Below are 16,051 nucleotides of genomic sequence, written 5' to 3' on the forward strand. Positions count from 1 at the left end.
GGGCCCATCGGGACCAAGCTCGGCAGTTTGATCCCGATCAAGGTCGGGGTGGGCGGGACCGTGAAGGTGGGCGCGCCGGCCTCGCCGGTGCCCTTTTCCCTATCTCCGGATCAGACGACGTCTCATGTCCAAGAGGACCAAACTCAAGCGGACCCTCCTCCTCGCCGCCGCGCTCGTCCTCGGTGCGAACGGCGCCCACGCCGCCGATCTGCCGAGAGCCGCCCCGTCCCCGGATTTCGTGCCGGTGACGTGGTCGCCGTGGCTGGTGCGCCTGCGCGTCCTCGGCGTCCTGCCCGATCCGGACGCGCGCCTCTCGGCCGCGGGCGTGCCGCTGGCGGGCGCGAAGGTCGGCATCACCGACTCGGTCATCCCCGAGCTCAACATCACCTACTTCTTCACGAAGGCCATCGCGGCCGAGCTGATCCTGGGCGTGACCCGTCACGGCATCCACGGCGCCGGCGCCCTGGCGGGCACCCGCATCGGCACCACGTGGATCCTGCCGCCCACCCTCACCCTCCAGTATCACTTCGACGGCCTCGGGCCGTTGAAGCCGTATCTCGGCGCAGGCGTGAACTACTCGGTCTTCTTCGGCGAGCAGGAGCGGGGCGGCTTCACCGCCTTCCGCCTGACGAACAGCGTCGCCCCCGCCCTGCAAGCGGGCTTCGACTACATGCTCGACGAGCATTGGGGCATCAACGTCGACGTGAAGAAGATCGTCCTCGACACGAAGGTCAAGCTGAACGCCGGCGTGATCCGGGGCCGCGTCGACATCGATCCCTGGATCGTGGGAGGCGGCATCACCTACAAGTTCTAGGGCGTCCTTGCGACGGAGCGGCCCGGCGTCACGCCTCGCGGATGCCGGGCTTCACGCCGGGCTCGAAGGTGAACACGATCCCGGCCTTCTCCAGGGCGCGCCGCACCGCCAGAACGGTGTCGGGGCGCGGCCGGACGGCGGAGCCGGAATCCTCCAGCCGGTTGACGGTCGAGATCGAGACCTCCGCCAGCTTGGCCAGGTCTTCCTTCGACAGGCCCGCCATGCCGCGGGCGGCGCGGATCTGGGCGGGCGTGACGAGGGCGTCGGCGGCCGGCGCGGCGCTCGGCACCGCGGCGGGCGTCTCGGGCGGGGGCGCGCCGTAGCGGGTCCGGCCCGGGACGTTCAGGCAGACCCCGACCCATTCCCGCACCGAGCCGTCGCGGTTGAGGACCGGGGCGCCGCGGGCGTTGAACCAGCGATAGATCCCGTCCGCGCACAGGACGCGGTAATCCGTGTTGTAGGGCGCCGTGTGCTCGATCGCCGTCGTCCAGGCCGCAAGCGTCCGAGGCCGGTCCTCGGGATGAACGGCGTCGAGCCAGCCCAGGCCCTGCATCTCGGCGTGGGACTGGCCGGTCAGCGCCATCCATTGCGGCATCTCGCTCGGCTCGCCATTGGCCTTGTTGACCCAGAACACCGATGCCGTCGCGGCGATCAGGGCGGTCAGCCGGTCGTGGCGCTGCAGCAGGGCGCGCATCGCGTCGTGCTGCGCCGTCACGTCGAACACCACGCCCATGCCCTGGCACGGGACCCCGTCCGGGCCGAGGATCGCCTCGGCATGGTGGAGGATCCAGCGCTGGGTCCGGTCCGGCCGGACGATGCGGAACTCGCGGCTGATCGCCTGGCCGGAGCGGAGGACCGCGATCTGGTCGCGGTGCGCGGCTTGGTCGTCCGGATGGATCATGTCGAGCCCGAAGCCGAAGGTCATCTCGGTGGCCGGATCGATCCCCAGGATGCGGTAGAGGCCGGGCGAGGCGGTCAGCCGCTCGGAGCGGAGGTCGGAGGACCAGAAGCCGACCTTGCCGGTATCCTCGATGAGCTTGAGGAAGTTGCGGGAGGAGAAGGCGTGCGGGGCGACGGCCGGATGAGGCGTCGCGGGCGGTTGCATCAGGGCACGCGTCGGCATTCGTCCTCCGGCACTTCGTCCGACGCGGCGCGTCCGGCCGTCACGGTGGATGATTTCGTGCCATCCAAGCGCTTAATGAAAGCTTGAATGAATCGAAGACTGGCGTAAGGGGGACGTATGCCGGCCTTCCGTCCTCAGCAAAAGCCGTCATCTGCCATACAATGACAGCAAATCGTTCAGCTCCGCCCGAATTCGCTTTCCACATGCGGAAATGACAGGAAACCGGGGTCAAGAATCTTGGCATACGCCTGTTTCTCGCGGTTTCCGTTGAGGCCCTGGCAGTCTGCCTGATTCATGCTGCGGCGTGAGGAGCAAGGCTCGTCCGTCCGAGGCAGGGGCGGCCAGACCTGTCTTCCCGAAGTCAGGGCGGGGGTGTGACTGCCCCATTTCGCGGATCGCGGCGACGATGCTGCTGGGGCACACCCACCTCAAGGCCAAGCTGAACGCGCTGGACGCCTCGCAGGCCCTGATGGACTTCGACCTGGACGGCACCGTCATCACCGCCAACGCCCACGTCCTGGCCACCCTGGGCTACCGCCTGGAGAAGATCCGGGGGCGGCATCACTCGATGTTCGTCGATCCCGCCGAGCGCGACGGCGACGCCTACCGCGCGTTCTGGGCGGCCCTGCGCCGGGGCGAGCATCAGGCCGTCGTGGCCCAGGAGATGTCGGCCAGCATGCAGGCCCATGACGGGGGCCGTCGGCGAGATCAGCCGGACCATCGGGGCGATCGCCGCCTCGACCCGGAAGGTCGACGCCGCCGCCCGCCTGCTCCGCGACGCCTCCCGGAGCATGGCCGGCTGACCGGACACTCGCCGACCGGACGCTCGCCCTCCGCGATCGCCGGCGACGCCGCCGCCCGTGGACCGAGCCTCCGCGCCGATCCCGGCACCGGCGCGGCGACGGAGACAGCATCGTCGACGAACCGCTGTCCATTCCGTCACAGCCGGTTCGGCCGATGTCGTACGCGTCTCCTCCCTGCATTCTCATCATCAAGTGCTGGCGATCGGTGATCGCGGGCGATCGGAGATCGCGGAGCCTCGAAGGAGGCTTCCAGGGACCGCGGAGACGTCTGGAGATCTCCTCCGAGGTCTGCCGATCACGATCGACCGATACCTCAGGATGAGGTCGCAGATGGGCGGGAACGTTTCGCTACGATTCATCCTCGCGGATCAAGCAGTCTCGCAGACGACGCCCCACCGGAGCGGTGGCCGGTCTCGCGACAAAAATCTGCGACATAACAACAACCTACGCGGACGAAGCGTTGGCTTGCCCGCGCAAGTCTGCTTAGGTTCGGAGCTGTGCCGAAGCCCGGCCCGAGACCGTGCGGCACGCTCCGGAGGATTTCCGCCATGCGCCCGACCCTGCTCCCCGCCCTCGCCGGCTCTCTCCTGGCGGCGCTCGCCGGCGGCGTGCTCACGCGCCCGGCCGGTGCGCAGGGCATCCGCAACGCCCCGCCGCCCCGGGCGCTGGAGACGGCGGCCTACGTGTTCGCGGCGGCCAATGTCTGCGGCTACCGCATCGGCACCGCGCCGTTCGAGGCCCTGCTCGCGCGCTACCAGGTGTCGATCGAGGATGTCCGGCCGCCCCGCGGTCCCTTCGGGGCCAAGGTGCAGACGATCTTCGCCCTGATGTCGAACCAGATGATGCAGAACCGGGACGCCGCCTGCCGGGCGGTGGCGGGCGAGTACGGCCCGGAGGGCAATGTCGCCCCGGGCATCCTCCTGCCTGCCGCCCCGGCGGGGGCGCCGCCGGTCAAGCAACCTTGAAACAGAATACGGAGACACGGATGAGCGACGAGGCCCGCCCGCAGGGACAGCCGCACGGCCGCTACGCCTACAGCCCCCTGCCGCAGCGCCCGCCTTACGCATGGCCCGGGGCCAGGCGGCTCGCGGTCTACGTCGCCCTCAACGTCGAGTGCTTCGAGTTCGGCGGCGGCCTCGGGGCCGAGCTGGCGCCGGGCGGGCCGCAACCGGACGTGCTGAACTACGCGTGGCGCGACTGGGGCAACCGCGTCGGGGTGTTCCGCCTCGCCGAGCTGTTCGACGAGCTGTCCCTGCCGGCCTCGGTGCTGGTCAACAGCCGCATCTACGGCGAGTGCCCCGGCCTGATGGACGTCTTCCGGGCCCGCGGCGACGAGGTGGTGGGGCACGGCCGCAGCAATGCCGAGCGCCAGGGCACCCTGCCGGAGGACGAGGAGCGGGCGCTGATCGCCGAGGCTACCGCCATCCTGGCCCGGGAGGAGGGCAAGCCGCCGGCGGGCTGGCTCGGCCCCTGGATCTCGCAGAGCCGCACGACCCCGGACCTGCTGGCGGAAGCCGGCTACCGCTACCTCCTCGACTGGTGCCACGACGACCAGCCGACCTGGTTCTCCGCCCGCGGCGGCAAACGCATCCTCTCGGTGCCCTACCCGCAGGAGCTGAACGACATCCCCTCCATCGTCGGGCGCAAGGATTCGGGCACCCAGTTCGCCGAGATGATCGTCGACACCTTCGAGGAAATGCGCGCTGCCGCCTCCGCCGCGCCGCTGGTGATGGGCATCGCGCTCCACCCCTACCTCGTCGGCCAGCCGCACCGGCTGCGGCCGCTGCGCCAGGCATTGGCGCATCTCGCGCAGCACCGGGACGAGGTGTGGATCACCCGCGCCGGCGCGATCGCGGATCACGCCATCGGGCTGCCGGAGGGCATGGTGCCGGGGTAGGGACAGCGCCGAGCGGGCTGCCGTCCTGCGCGCTCCGTCCGGAGCCGTCGCGCCTCGAGGACGATCGAGGCGCCAGGAGGATCGAGGTGCCAGGAGGATCGAGGCGCCAGGAGGATCGAGGTGATCATGCAGCGTTGGTGCGCGATAGGATCGTTCGCCGCCGCAGAGCGAAATCTTAACCGGCCATCAACAATATTAGACCATGGACGATGAGTATCGTCCCATTCGGTTCATGACATGTTGCACAGGCTGACCGTTCGATCCCGCCTCTATGTCGGTTTCGCGTCGTTGATGATCATCGCGGCCGGCTTGGGCGGTCTCTCGATCTACCAGCAGGCCGGCCTCACCGAGCAATACGAGCGGCGGGCGCTGCTCGACGACCTGTCGCGCTCGGCGCTCGGCGTGACCGTCTCGACGAGCACCCTGTCGGGCCTGGCCGAGCAGTACCGGCTCTCGCCGCGGCCCGAGCTGATCGCGGGGATCGACGGGGAGCGCCAGACGATCGAGGCCGCGGGCGATCTGATGGCCAGCCGGGCGATCTCCGAGGAGCGCCGCCGGCTCTATGGCGCGATCCGCGACCGGGCCCGTGACCTGAAGCCCGACCTGCAGCGGCTGGAAGCGGCCGGGCGCAGCATGGCGGAGACCAAGGACAAGCTGTTCAAGGGCGGCGACGAGCTGACCCGCGCGACCAGCGCGATGCTGGCCGAGATGCGGGCCCGCGCCGGCGAGGCGCAGATCCTCCAGGCCGCCGCGGCCGAGAGCGCCGTGCTGCTGGTGCGGGTCGCCAACTGGCGCTTCCTGGCGACCCAGGACCCGAACGGCCCGGCGACCTTCGCGAGCAATGCCGGCAAGGCGGAAGCGGCCCTCAAGGCCCTGCGCGGGACCGATACCGCCGGGACCTTCGCGCCGGCGATCCGCGCGACCGAGCAGGCGCTCGGATCCTACGTCGCCGCCTTCCAGGCCTACAACGCCGCCGCGGGCGAGGGCCGGAGTGTCTACGACACCGGCATCAAGACGGGCGTGACGGCCATCGACCAGACGACGAAGGCCGTGCGGGCGAAGGTGGAGGGCGCCGTTCGCGAGATCGCCGCCGACACGGCGGCGATGACGGCCCGGGCGCGGACCATTCAGCTCGTCCTGGTCGCCCTCGCCCTGTCCGTCGGCGCCGGCCTCGCGGTCCTGATCGCCCGCAGCATCGTCGGGCCGATCGGCGGGATGACCGCGGCGATGAAGCGGCTGGCTCAAGGAGAGACCGACCTGACCGTGCCCTCCCGCGAGTCCCGCGACGAGATGGGCGAGATGGCCCAGGCGGTCGAGGTCTTCCGCCAGAACGCCATCGCCCGCACGGCCCTGGAAGCGCAGCAGCGCGACGAGCAATCCGCCCGCCAGCGCCGCGCCGACCGGGTCGACCAGCTCGTGCGGGGCTTCCAGCAGCGGGTGGCGGGCTCGCTCGAGATCGTCACCTCGGCGGCGACCGAGCTCGACGCCACGGCCCGCACCATGACGGGCGTCGCCGACACCACCAGCGCCCAGGCGCAGGCCTCCAGCACCACCGCCGAGCAGACCTCGGCCAACGTCCAGATGGTCGCGGCGGCGGCCGAGGAGATGGTCGGCTCGCTCCAGGAGATCGAGCGGCAGGTGCTGCGCTCGAACGAGGTCGCGGGCAACGCCACCCGCGAGGCCGCGGCGACCGACGCCGCCATGACGAGCCTGAGCGCCGCCGCCACCCAGATCGGCGCCGCCGTCGCGACGATCACCGCCATCGCCGACCAGACCAACCTGCTCGCCCTCAACGCCACGATCGAGGCGGCGCGGGCGGGTGCCGCAGGCCGCGGCTTCGCGGTGGTCGCCGCCGAGGTCAAGGAGCTGGCCGCCCAGACCTCCCGGGCGACCGTGGAGATCGGAGGGCAGATCAACGCGATCCAGGCGGCCACCGGCCGGGCGGCCGGTGCCATCGGGCAGATCGGCCAGACCATCGCGACGATCAACGAGATCAGCGGCCTGATCGCCGCGACGGTGACGGAGCAGACCGCCGCCACGGCCGAGATCTCGCGCAACGCCTCGCAGGCCGCCCAGAGCACCCAGGACGTGACCGCCGCGATGGCCGGCGTCCTCGGCTCCGCCGGCGAGACGGGCAGCGCCGCCTCTCAGGTGCTGGTGGCCGCGGCCGAGCTCGCCACGCAGTCGCTCACCGTCAAGCAGGAGGTCGACGGCTTCCTGCGCGAGATCCAGGCAGCCTGACGGGGCGAAGAACTCACGTTCGTCCGGAACTCCGCACATCGAACAAAGGCCCTGCCGCGTCGCCGCGGCAGGGCCGTTCCGTTGTCACGTCCTTGCGCCGCACCTGCCGGTAGACCGACCTCGCGAAAGCCTGCCACGTGACGTGACGGCCGGTGCGATGCCGGATCGTCCCCGCCGCAGCGTCACCGCGACGATCGCGGTGTTTCCACTCACGACCACCTCTTCGATCGAGCTCTGCGAGGGCGGCGGCAATTCGAGAACAAGATGTCGGGCAGATACGGCGGCGAAACGACTTTGTGCGCTGGCGCACACCGGGCACCGGTCGGGCGTCGCTGGCGAGTGACGAATATTGACATTCATCACTCATCCGGTAGGTTGCTGGACATGCGGCCGGGCCGGCCGCGACCTTGAGTTGAGCTCCGCCCCCTCGCTCCGCTCAAGGCCGTGGATCGGCCCGGCCGTACCCGTTTCCGGGAAGGCCGCTTTACGCGGGCCGGCATTTCTGGCACCGCCCGCTCATGTCGCTGCGCGCCTGCCTCGCCCTCGCCCTTCTCGCCGGCCTTCTGGGCTTGTCCTTGCGCCTCGCCGTGCCGGTCACGCCGGTCGACCAGGATTATCGCGACGTGGTGGCGTTCTACCGCGCGATGCCGGCGGGCAGCGCGCACTGATCCGTCAGCCGATCTCCCGGCCCGCCGCCTCGGCCAGCGCCCGGAAGCGCTCGCCGGTCATGCCGGCTGTCCAGGATTCGTAGAGCAGCCGCCCGCCATTCGGCAGGGTCCCGAAACCGTCGTCCGGCGCCTCGCGGAAGCGCTCGAGGGCGATCGGGACCTGGTTCAGGGTCGCGGCCTGGCTCGCATGGGCAGCGAAGAGTTCCGCCTTGAAGGCGCAATCCTCGGGATCGAGGTGGAGCGCGATCGCCCGCCGCGGCGGATCGGCGGGCAGGAAGCTGCCGGCATCGAACCCGTCCGGCCCGGCATGGTAGAACGGCATCTCGATCACCGCGAGGCGGTCCGGCCCGAGCAGCCGGCGGGCGCCGCGCAGGCCGAGCGCCACGGCGTCGTGGTCCGGGTGGCCGCCCTCATAGGCGTGGGTCAGCGCCACCGTGATGCCGCGCGCGGCGAAGAGGCCTGCCAGCTGCCTCGCGAGCGGCGCGATGCCCTCGGCCACGCCCTGGTCGGGATATCCCAGCGCGATGCGCCGCTCCGGCGCGACGCGTGCCAGGGTCAGGGCGGCATCGAGCTCCCGGGCGCGGACGGTCGCGTAGGACGCGGGGTCGGCGAAGCCGCGGCGCGCCGCGTCCCGTCCGTCGCGGGGCGCGCCGTCGGTGACGTGAATCACCGTGAGGCCGGAAAGGCGCGGCAGCTGCGCGCCGCAGCCGATGCTCTCGTCGTCCGGATGGGCGACCACGAGCGCGACGTGTTCGGCCGCGACCGGCCCGCAGGCCGGGTCCGCGAGGGCCGCCAGGAACCGCTCGGCGGCCGGCGAGGTCGGGGCGATCGCCACCATCGCGGTCAGATCGCCGGCTGCGGCCCGAGGGCCGGCCCGGGCCGCATCATCCCGGCATAACGACGGACCATCGCGGCGCAGAACTCGGCGAATTCCTCCTTCACCAGCGGCGGGCTGGTGTGGTGGGGGGCGATGCCGCGGTGCTCGGGGGTAAAGCAGAAGGTCACGGTCACGTCGAACTCCGCCAGGGCCTCCATCTGCCGGTCGAACCAGTCGAGGGCATCGGGCCGGAACGAATCGGCCCAGGACAGGCCGGTGCGCAAATAGGTCACCCCGAGCCGCCGCATCCAGGCCACCGCCTCGCCGAGGCGGTGATCCTGGTAGTGGAACCACTGGCACAGGCCAAGCGCCGGCGTGTGGCGGGCGACATGCTCGAGCGCCGGCTTCGGCGTCCCGTCATCGTGCAGGAGCCCCATGTAGAAAGGGGGCGGTAACAGGAGGAGCCCTCCGCCTCCCGGTGCCGGGTGGTGGCGCGCAAGGCCTGCGGCAGGTCGTGGAGGCTGTACCAGTGGATCCGCGGCGCCCGGCCGACCAGCAATTCGGCGGTGCGGTCGAGCCCGAAGACCTGCACCTCCTCGGCCCCACAGGTCGAGACGCCGACCTCGGTGACCCAGACCGGCCTCGAGGTCACCGCCCGGATCTCAGGGAGCTTCGCCGGCCACTCGTTGATCTGCCAGAGAGTCCAGTCGAGGGGGACGCCGTGCACCGCCACCACGTCGACGTGGTCGAGGGGGCCCTTCCCGTCGAGCATCCGGATGAAGGCCGGGTCGATCGGCGAGATGCCGCCCAGCACCGTCGGGAGGTGCGGCGCCTCCGTCTTCACGGCCTTCGCGGCGCAATCCAGCATGTCGGCGAAGAGCGACCAGCCCGGATCGATCTCCGGATCCCAGTGCGACTTGATTGTTCGGCTCGTCCCGGATCATGGCCGCTTCGATCATGCGGGCCTCGTCGCAAGGAGGGGAGGAGCATGGCGGCCCGTCATGGAGGCAGGCCGGGCGCGGTACAGGCCGTCCTCGGCGGCCGGCGTTCCCCCAAGGCCAGCACCCGGCCCGCAACTGGCCGGGACTTGGCTGCACCCGGCGAGCGGCGCTATCGTTGCGTCAGAGGCGGCGCCGCGGCGAGCGGGCGGGATTCGCGGAGAAGTCCTATGCTTCGGATCGGATTGCGGGCGGCGAGGGGTTTTCGGGCGGAGGATGTCCCGGCCGGAGCGGTCGGGCCCGCGCGGCGGACCTTCTTGAAGGGCGCCTGCGCCTGCGCGGGCCTCGCCTTCCTGCCGCGGAACGCAGCGGCGGAGATCGGGGACGCGCCCGTGCCGGCGCCGGCCCGGCCCGTCCACGACGTCCTCGACGCCGCGGCGCGGGAGGTCGAGGCGGCGATGATCGCCTGGCGGCGCGACATCCACGCCAATCCGGAGCTCGGCAACCAGGAGCACCGTACCGCCGCCCTGGTGGCCCGGCACCTGCGCGGCCTCGGCTACGAGGTGCGGGAGGGCGTCGCCCATACGGGGATCGTCGCATTGCTGAAGGGCGGGGGCGGCCCCGGCCCGGTCGTCGCGCTCCGGGCCGACATGGACGCGCTGCCGGTCACCGAGGAGGTCGACCTGCCCTTCGCCTCGAAGGTCCGGACCGAGTGGGGCGGCCAGCAGGTCGGGGTGATGCATGCCTGCGGGCACGATTGCCACGTCGCCATCCTGATGGCGGCCGCCCAGGTCCTCGCCGCCCATCGGGCCCGCCTGCCCGGCACCGTCAAGCTCCTGTTCCAGCCCGCCGAGGAGGGGGTACCCCGGGACGGGGTCTCGGGGGCGCAGCTGATGGTGGAGGAAGGCGCCCTGCGCGACCCGAAGCCCGACATGGTCCTTGCCCTCCACGTCATGAGCGCCCTGCCGGTCGGCTCGATCGGCTACCGGCCGGGCCCGACGCTGGCGGCGAGCGACCGCTTCACCCTGCGGGTCACCGGGCGCCAGACCCACGGCGCGATGCCGTGGAACGGCGTCGACCCGATCGTCATCGGCGCGGCGATCGTCACCGCGCTCCAGACCGTGGTGAGCCGCGAGACCGACATCGTGCGCAGCCCCGCGGTGCTCACCGTCGGCGTGTTCCGGGGCGGGGTGCGCAACAACATCATCCCGCAGCAGGCCGAGATGGAGGGCACCCTGCGCACCTTCGACGAGGCGCAGCGTCAGCGCATCCGGCGCCGGGTCGGCGAGATCGCCGAGTCGATCGCGGCCGGCATGAACGGCAAGGCCGAGGTCACCTGGGGTAAACACGGCTACCCCTCCGTGCGGAACGATGCCGGCCTGACGGCCCGCTCGGCCCAGACCCTGGCGCGGCTCGTCGGCGACCGGGCGGTGCGGGTCGACCCGGTGATGGCGAGCGAGGATTTCTCCTACTTCTCCCGCGAGGTGCCGGGCTTCTACTACCTCGTCGGCATCACCCCGCCGGGGACCGATCCGGCGAATGCGGCGCCCAACCACTCGCCGCGCTTCACCGTCGACGAGGCCGGGCTGATGACGGGCCTGCGCGCCACCCTGCACCTCGTGGCGGACGTCACCGGGATGGCGTGAGCCTGCCCGGGGCGCGAGCACACTGGAAGCATTCCGAAGAACAGCCGGTTGTCCCTGCGGCTTGACCGCCACGCAGACCCCGCTTGTGCGGCGACGCCTTGACGGCGATGCCGCACCTGCGAGATGACCTCTCCCAAATCGAGAACCGTCGACCCGTCGAACGCCTTCAGGATTCCTGGCACGATGAGCAACTTCAACGAGGAGCGCGTCCTGTCCGTCCATCACTGGACGGATTCGCTCTTCAGCTTCCGCACCACCCGCGACCCGTCGTTCCGCTTCCGCAACGGCGAGTTCACCATGATCGGCCTCAAGGGCGAGGGAGCGAAGCCGCTCCTGCGCGCCTACAGCGTGGTCAGCGCCAATTACGAGGACGAGCTGGAGTTCTTCTCCATCAAGGTGGCCAACGGCCCGCTCACCTCGAAGCTGCAGCACCTGAAGGTCGGCGACCCGATCGTGGTCAGCCGCAAGGCCACCGGTACCCTGGTGCTCGACAACCTGCTGCCCGGCCGGCACCTCTACCTGCTCGGCACCGGCACCGGCCTCGCGCCGTTCCTGGCGATCATCAAGGATCCGGAGACCTACGAGCGCTTCGAGAAGGTGATCCTGGTCCATGGCTGCCGCCAGGTCCAGGAGCTGGCCTACGGCGAGACGATCACCGAGACGCTGCCGAACCACGAGCTGATCGGCGACATGGTCCGCGACCAGCTGATCTACTACCCGACCGTGACCCGCGAGCCGTTCCGCAACCGCGGCCGCATCACCGACCTGATGACGTCGGGCAAGCTCTTCGCCGATATCGGCCTGCCGATGATGACGAAGGAGGCCGACCGCTTCATGCTGTGCGGCAGCCCCGACATGATCCGCGACACCCGCGACCTGCTCGCGGGCGCCGGCTATATCGAGGGCAACCACGGCGAGGCCGGCCACTACGTGATCGAGAAGGCCTTCGTCGAGAAGTAGCGGCGTGATAGGCGGGATGCGCCGGGAGACCGACCGCATGCGCATCCTGCTCATCAACCCCAACACCACGCAAGCCGTCACCGAACAGGCGGCGGCGCATGTCCGGCGCCTGATCCCGGCCGAGATCGTGCCGGCCACCGGCCGGTTCGGCGCCCGCTACATCGCGAGCCGTGCCGCCGCGGCGATCGCCGGCCACGCCGCCCTGGACGCGCTGGCAGCGAACGTCTCGGGATGCGACGCGGTCTACCTCGCCTGCTTCGGCGATCCGGGCCTGCTTGCCCTCAAGGAGGTCTCGCCCGTGCCGGTGGTCGGCATGGCGGAGGGGGCGCTGCATCTCGCCTGCACAAGGGGACGCCGGATCGGCATCGTCACCGGCGGCGTGCTGTGGAAGCCGATGCTGACCGAGTTCGTGGCGATGCTCGGCCTCACCGAGCGCCTCGCCGGCATCCGCACCGTGGCGCCGACCGGCGGCGAGATCGCCCGCGACCCCGACGCCGCTCTGGGCCGCCTGGCCGCCGCCTGCCGCGACTGCGCCGAGATCGACGGCGCCGACGTGGTGGTGCTCGGCGGCGCTGCGCTCGCGGGCCTGGCCGAGCGCGTGCAGCCTCAGGTCGATGTGCCGGTGATCTGCTCGGTCGAGGCCGGAGCGCGGGCGGTCATGGCCGCCGCGGGGCTCGCCGGGGCGCGCCCGACGCTGCCGCCGACCGAGAGCGTCGGGCTGTCGGACGCGCTGGCGCGGATGCTGCGCGCCGAGCGGTGAGGGGTTTCACCTCCCGTCAGTGGCAGGGCTCTCCAGGACAAGAGGCGCGGGTTCCTCCTCTCCCCGACAGATCCCGGGCCTGCCCGGGATCTGCAAGCAACGGACGCAGTCGGGCAAGACCGACCTCTCGCGGGGTGTGGGGAAAGACCCGCGCCATTCTCGCCTCGGAAAATCCCCGGACCGGCCCGCAGACTTCGGAGCGGGGAAGACGGAAATCCGCCGGACCGGCGCCCCCTCCCCTCACTCCGCCGGCATGTGCCGGCCCGCCTCCCCGTCCGGACGGCTCGCCGGCAGGCGGCCGCGACGCAGCGACAGGACGAGGCGGGTCACGCCGGTGCCGAGGCGGTCCATGTAGAGGTAGAGCACGGGGGTGATGAACAGGGTGAGGAGCTGCGAGACCAGGAGCCCGCCCACCACCGCGACGCCGAGAGGCTGGCGCAGCTCGGCGCTCGCGCCATGCCCGATGGCGATCGGTAGGGTGCCCATCACGGCCGCCGCCGTCGTCATCATGATCGGGCGGAACCGCAGGGCGCAGGCTTCGCGGATCGCCGCCGCGGGCGACCAGTTCTGCTCGCGCTGCAGCACCAGGGCGACGTCGATCATCATGATGGCGTTCTTCTTCACGATGCCGATCAGCATCAGGACGCCGATGATCGCGATGACCGACAGGTCCATCCCGTAGAGCTGGAGGGCACCCAACGCCCCGATCGCCGCCGCCGGCAGGCCGGTGAGGATGGTGAGCGGGTGGATGAAGCTCTCGTAGAGGATACCGAGGACGAGGTAGATGGTGATGACCGCCGCCGCCAGGAGCAGGCCCTGGTTGGCCAGCGCGTCCTGGAACACCTGGGCGGTGCCGGCGAAGGTCGTGGTGATGGTGCCCGGCACCCCGAGCGATTCCTTGATCTCGGCGATGCGGTTCACCGCCTGGCCCAGAGCCACGCCGGGGGCGAGGTCGAACGAGATCGTCACCGCCGGCAGGAGGCCGAGCTGGTTGATCGAGAGCGGGCCCGGCACACGGGTGACGCTCGCCACCGCCGAGAGCGGCACCAGCTTGCCGCCGGACGAGCGCAGGCGGATCTCGTCGAGCCGGTCGGCGGTCCAGTTCAGGCGCGGATCGAACTCGGTGATGACCTGGTAGCTGTCGGCGGTGCCGTAGATCGTCGAGACCTGGCGCGTGCCGAAGCCGGTATAGAGCGTCTGGCGGATCTGGTCGGAGGTGATGCCGAGCGCCTGCGCCTTGTCGGTATCGACCGTGACCCTGGCCTGGAGCGCGGCGTTCTGGAGGTCGCTGGTGACGCCCGCGAAGGTGGCACGGTCCTTGGCCAGGGCCTCGGTGAGCCGCTCGGACCAGCGCTCGAGCTCGGGGCGGTTCAGCCCCTGCACCACGTACTGGTACTGGCTCTTCGACTGGCGCCCGCCGAGGCGCAGGTTCTGCACCGGCGTGATGAACGAGGTCAGGCCCGGCACCGTGGCGAGGTCCCGGCGCAGCTCCGTGATGGTGCGGCTCAAGGGGGGACGCTGGTCGCGGTCCTTCAGCTCGACGAAGAACGAGCCCTGGTTGAGCGTGCCGGAGAAGCCGTTCGAGCCCGCCCGGCTCACCACATGGGCCACGGCCGGATGGCGGGCGAGGATCACCTCGGCCTCGTGCTGGAGGGCGCTCATCGCGTCGAAGGACACGTCCTGCCCGGCCTCCGTCGCGATCTGGAGCTGGCCGATATCCTCCGCCGGGAAGAAGCCCTTCGGGATCGCCACGAACATCCAGGCGGTGAGCGCGACGCTCGCGAAGAACACCATCAGCACCGCGAAGGGCCAACGCAGGCAGAGATCGACGCCGCGCTCGTAACCTGCCTGCATCCGCGCGAAGCCGCGCTCGAACAGGTTCTTCTTCTGGCCGTGGCCGGCGGCGTCCGCCGGCAGGCGGGCGGCGAGCATCGGGGTCAGCGTGATGGAGATCACCGCCGAGGCGACGATGGCGATCGTCACCACGATGGCGAACTCGTTGAAGATGCGCCCGACGACGCCGCCCATCAGCAGGACAGGGATGAATACCGCGATGAGCGAGATGGTGATCGACAGGATGGTGAAGCCGATCTCGCCCGCCCCCTTCAGCGCCGCCTCGAACGGCTTCATCCCCTCCTCGACGTGCCGGACGATGTTTTCCAGCATGACGATCGCGTCGTCGACGACGAGGCCGACCGCGAGCGTGAGGCCGAGGAGCGATATGTTGTCGATCGAGTAGCCGAGCAGGTACATCGCCCCGAAGGTGGCGATGATCGAGATCGGCACCGCGACCGACGGGATCAGCGTCGCGGCCAGCCGCCCGAGGAAGAGGTAGATCACCGCGACGACGAGGACGATGGTGAGCACGAGGGTGAACTGCACGTCGTGCACCGCCTCGCGGATCGAGACCGAGCGGTCGTTGACGACGTCGATGGTACCGCTGCCCCCCAGTTGCTCCTGGAACTTCGGCAGCATGGCGCGGACGCGGTCGACCACGTCGACCGTGTTGGCGTCGGGCTGGCGCTGGACGGCGAGGACCAGTCCGCGGGTGCCGTCCTTCCACGAGGCGATGCGGTTGTTCTCGACCGAGTCGATGACCCGGGCGACCTCGCCGAGGCGCACCGGCCGGCCGTTGCGCACCGCCACGATCACGTCGCGGAACCCGTCGGCGTTCATCAGCTGGGTGTTGGTCTGGATGGTGAGGTTCTGGCCCCTGCCCTCGACCACGCCGACCGGGGTCGAGGTGTTGGCGTTCTGGATCGCGGCCTGCACCTCGTCGACGCCGATGCCGCGGGCCGCGAGCACGTTGGGATCGAGCTGCACCCGGACGGCGAATTTCTGGCTGCCGAAGACCAGCACCTGCCCGACGCCGGTGATGGTGGAGAGCGAGGGCGAGATCACCGTCTGGGCGAAGGCGTCGAGCGTCGGCAGGGGGGTGGTCTCGCTCGACAGGGCGAGGAGGATCACCGGCGCGTCGGCGGGGTTGAGCTTGCGGAAGCTCGGCGGGATGGTGAGCTCGATCGGCAGCCGGCGCAGGGTCCGGGTGATCGCCGCCTGCACGTCGGCGGCGGCCTGGTCGATGTTGCGCGACAGCTCGAACTCGACGGTGATCGAGGTGAAGCCCTGGTAGTTCGTCGCCGAGATCGTGGCGATCGACGGGATCGTGGAGAACTCCTTGATCAGGGGCGTCGCCACGGAGGACGCCATCGATTCGGGCGAGGCGCCGGGAAGCTGCGCGGTGACCGAGATGGTCGGGAAATCCACGGTCGGCAGCGCCGCCACCGGCAGGAAGCGGTAGGCGAACAGCCCCGACAGCGTCAGCGCGATCGAGAGCAGGATCGTGGCGACGGGCCGGCGGATGAACGGGGCCGAGAGGTTCATGCG

Annotated in this window: 12 protein-coding genes and 1 pseudogene; 9 read left to right on the forward strand and 4 right to left on the reverse strand. The window is 70.7% G+C overall.

Going from position 1 to position 16,051, the window contains the following annotated elements:
* Window positions 1-124: 124 nt before the first annotated feature.
* Window positions 125-814 (forward strand): OmpW/AlkL family protein, encoded by a 690-nt coding sequence (locus tag DA075_RS22990; protein ID WP_099955198.1) that lies wholly within the window; start codon window positions 125-127, stop codon window positions 812-814.
* Between the two features lie 28 nt (window positions 815-842).
* Here the strand turns inward: DA075_RS22990 and DA075_RS22995 are convergent, their stop codons facing one another.
* Window positions 843-1,937 carry a PAS domain-containing protein gene (locus DA075_RS22995; RefSeq protein ID WP_232387382.1) on the reverse strand — a complete coding sequence of 365 codons (1,095 nt, stop codon included), beginning with the start codon at window positions 1,935-1,937 and terminating at the stop codon, window positions 843-845.
* Window positions 1,938-2,343: 406 nt separating this feature from the next.
* Between DA075_RS22995 and DA075_RS38200 the strand changes: the two genes are divergently transcribed.
* The 5 genes from DA075_RS38200 to DA075_RS36745 all read left to right on the forward strand — a co-directional run bounded on the left by DA075_RS38200 (window position 2,344) and on the right by DA075_RS36745 (window position 7,546).
* Window positions 2,344-2,949 (forward strand): PAS domain-containing protein, encoded by a 606-nt coding sequence (locus DA075_RS38200; RefSeq protein ID WP_099955199.1) that lies wholly within the window; start codon window positions 2,344-2,346, stop codon window positions 2,947-2,949.
* A gap of 339 nt (window positions 2,950-3,288) precedes the next feature.
* Window positions 3,289-3,705, forward strand: a complete 417-nt coding sequence (locus tag DA075_RS23005; protein ID WP_174800111.1) for a hypothetical protein — start codon at window positions 3,289-3,291, stop codon at window positions 3,703-3,705.
* 20 nt (window positions 3,706-3,725) lie between these two features.
* Complete coding sequence (locus DA075_RS23010; protein WP_099955200.1) at window positions 3,726-4,637, forward strand: polysaccharide deacetylase family protein; 912 nt, start codon at window positions 3,726-3,728, stop codon at window positions 4,635-4,637.
* Window positions 4,638-4,874: 237 nt separating this feature from the next.
* Window positions 4,875-6,878 carry a methyl-accepting chemotaxis protein gene (locus DA075_RS23015; protein ID WP_244936295.1) on the forward strand — a complete coding sequence of 668 codons (2,004 nt, stop codon included), beginning with the start codon at window positions 4,875-4,877 and terminating at the stop codon, window positions 6,876-6,878.
* Between the two features lie 518 nt (window positions 6,879-7,396).
* Window positions 7,397-7,546 (forward strand): hypothetical protein, encoded by a 150-nt coding sequence (locus DA075_RS36745; RefSeq protein ID WP_164712464.1) that lies wholly within the window; start codon window positions 7,397-7,399, stop codon window positions 7,544-7,546.
* Window positions 7,547-7,550: 4 nt separating this feature from the next.
* On the opposite strand, the gene DA075_RS23020 is transcribed toward DA075_RS36745, so the two are convergent.
* Window positions 7,551-8,384 (reverse strand): PIG-L deacetylase family protein, encoded by an 834-nt coding sequence (locus DA075_RS23020; RefSeq protein WP_099955202.1) that lies wholly within the window; start codon window positions 8,382-8,384, stop codon window positions 7,551-7,553.
* A 5-nt stretch (window positions 8,385-8,389) separates the two neighbouring features.
* Window positions 8,390-9,322, reverse strand: a pseudogene (locus DA075_RS23025) (glycoside hydrolase 5 family protein).
* Window positions 9,323-9,531: 209 nt separating this feature from the next.
* On the opposite strand from DA075_RS23025, the gene DA075_RS23030 reads away from it, so the two are divergent.
* The 3 genes from DA075_RS23030 (at window position 9,532) to DA075_RS23040 (ending at window position 12,667) form a co-directional block, all read left to right on the forward strand.
* Window positions 9,532-10,947 (forward strand): amidohydrolase, encoded by a 1,416-nt coding sequence (locus tag DA075_RS23030; RefSeq protein ID WP_099955203.1) that lies wholly within the window; start codon window positions 9,532-9,534, stop codon window positions 10,945-10,947.
* A gap of 183 nt (window positions 10,948-11,130) precedes the next feature.
* Window positions 11,131-11,907, forward strand: a complete 777-nt coding sequence (locus tag DA075_RS23035; RefSeq protein ID WP_099955204.1) for a ferredoxin--NADP reductase — start codon at window positions 11,131-11,133, stop codon at window positions 11,905-11,907.
* Between the two features lie 37 nt (window positions 11,908-11,944).
* A complete protein-coding gene (locus DA075_RS23040; protein ID WP_099956748.1) occupies window positions 11,945-12,667 on the forward strand; it encodes an aspartate/glutamate racemase family protein in 723 nt (240 codons plus the stop codon).
* A gap of 240 nt (window positions 12,668-12,907) precedes the next feature.
* On the opposite strand, the gene DA075_RS23045 is transcribed toward DA075_RS23040, so the two are convergent.
* Complete coding sequence (locus DA075_RS23045) at window positions 12,908-16,048, reverse strand: efflux RND transporter permease subunit (protein WP_099955205.1); 3,141 nt, start codon at window positions 16,046-16,048, stop codon at window positions 12,908-12,910.
* Window positions 16,049-16,051: the final 3 nt, after the last annotated feature.

Origin of the sequence: Methylobacterium currus, assembly GCF_003058325.1 — a bacterium.
Classification (GTDB): Bacteria; Pseudomonadota; Alphaproteobacteria; order Rhizobiales; family Beijerinckiaceae; genus Methylobacterium; species Methylobacterium currus.

Excerpts from the sequence above, each read along its gene's own strand:
- DA075_RS22990 (WP_099955198.1), top strand. The coding sequence starts at position 125 with ATGTCCAAGAGGACCAAACTCAAGCGGACCCTCCTCCTCGCCGCCGCG.
- DA075_RS22995 (WP_232387382.1), bottom strand. The coding sequence starts at position 1,937 with ATGCCGACGCGTGCCCTGATGCAACCGCCCGCGACGCCTCATCCGGCC.
- DA075_RS38200 (WP_099955199.1), top strand. The coding sequence starts at position 2,344 with ATGCTGCTGGGGCACACCCACCTCAAGGCCAAGCTGAACGCGCTGGAC.
- DA075_RS23005 (WP_174800111.1), top strand. The coding sequence starts at position 3,289 with ATGCGCCCGACCCTGCTCCCCGCCCTCGCCGGCTCTCTCCTGGCGGCG.
- DA075_RS23010 (WP_099955200.1), top strand. The coding sequence starts at position 3,726 with ATGAGCGACGAGGCCCGCCCGCAGGGACAGCCGCACGGCCGCTACGCC.
- DA075_RS23015 (WP_244936295.1), top strand. The coding sequence starts at position 4,875 with ATGTTGCACAGGCTGACCGTTCGATCCCGCCTCTATGTCGGTTTCGCG.
- DA075_RS36745 (WP_164712464.1), top strand. The coding sequence starts at position 7,397 with ATGTCGCTGCGCGCCTGCCTCGCCCTCGCCCTTCTCGCCGGCCTTCTG.
- DA075_RS23020 (WP_099955202.1), bottom strand. The coding sequence starts at position 8,384 with ATGGTGGCGATCGCCCCGACCTCGCCGGCCGCCGAGCGGTTCCTGGCG.
- DA075_RS23030 (WP_099955203.1), top strand. The coding sequence starts at position 9,532 with ATGCTTCGGATCGGATTGCGGGCGGCGAGGGGTTTTCGGGCGGAGGAT.
- DA075_RS23035 (WP_099955204.1), top strand. The coding sequence starts at position 11,131 with ATGAGCAACTTCAACGAGGAGCGCGTCCTGTCCGTCCATCACTGGACG.
- DA075_RS23040 (WP_099956748.1), top strand. The coding sequence starts at position 11,945 with ATGCGCATCCTGCTCATCAACCCCAACACCACGCAAGCCGTCACCGAA.
- DA075_RS23045 (WP_099955205.1), bottom strand. The coding sequence starts at position 16,048 with ATGAACCTCTCGGCCCCGTTCATCCGCCGGCCCGTCGCCACGATCCTG.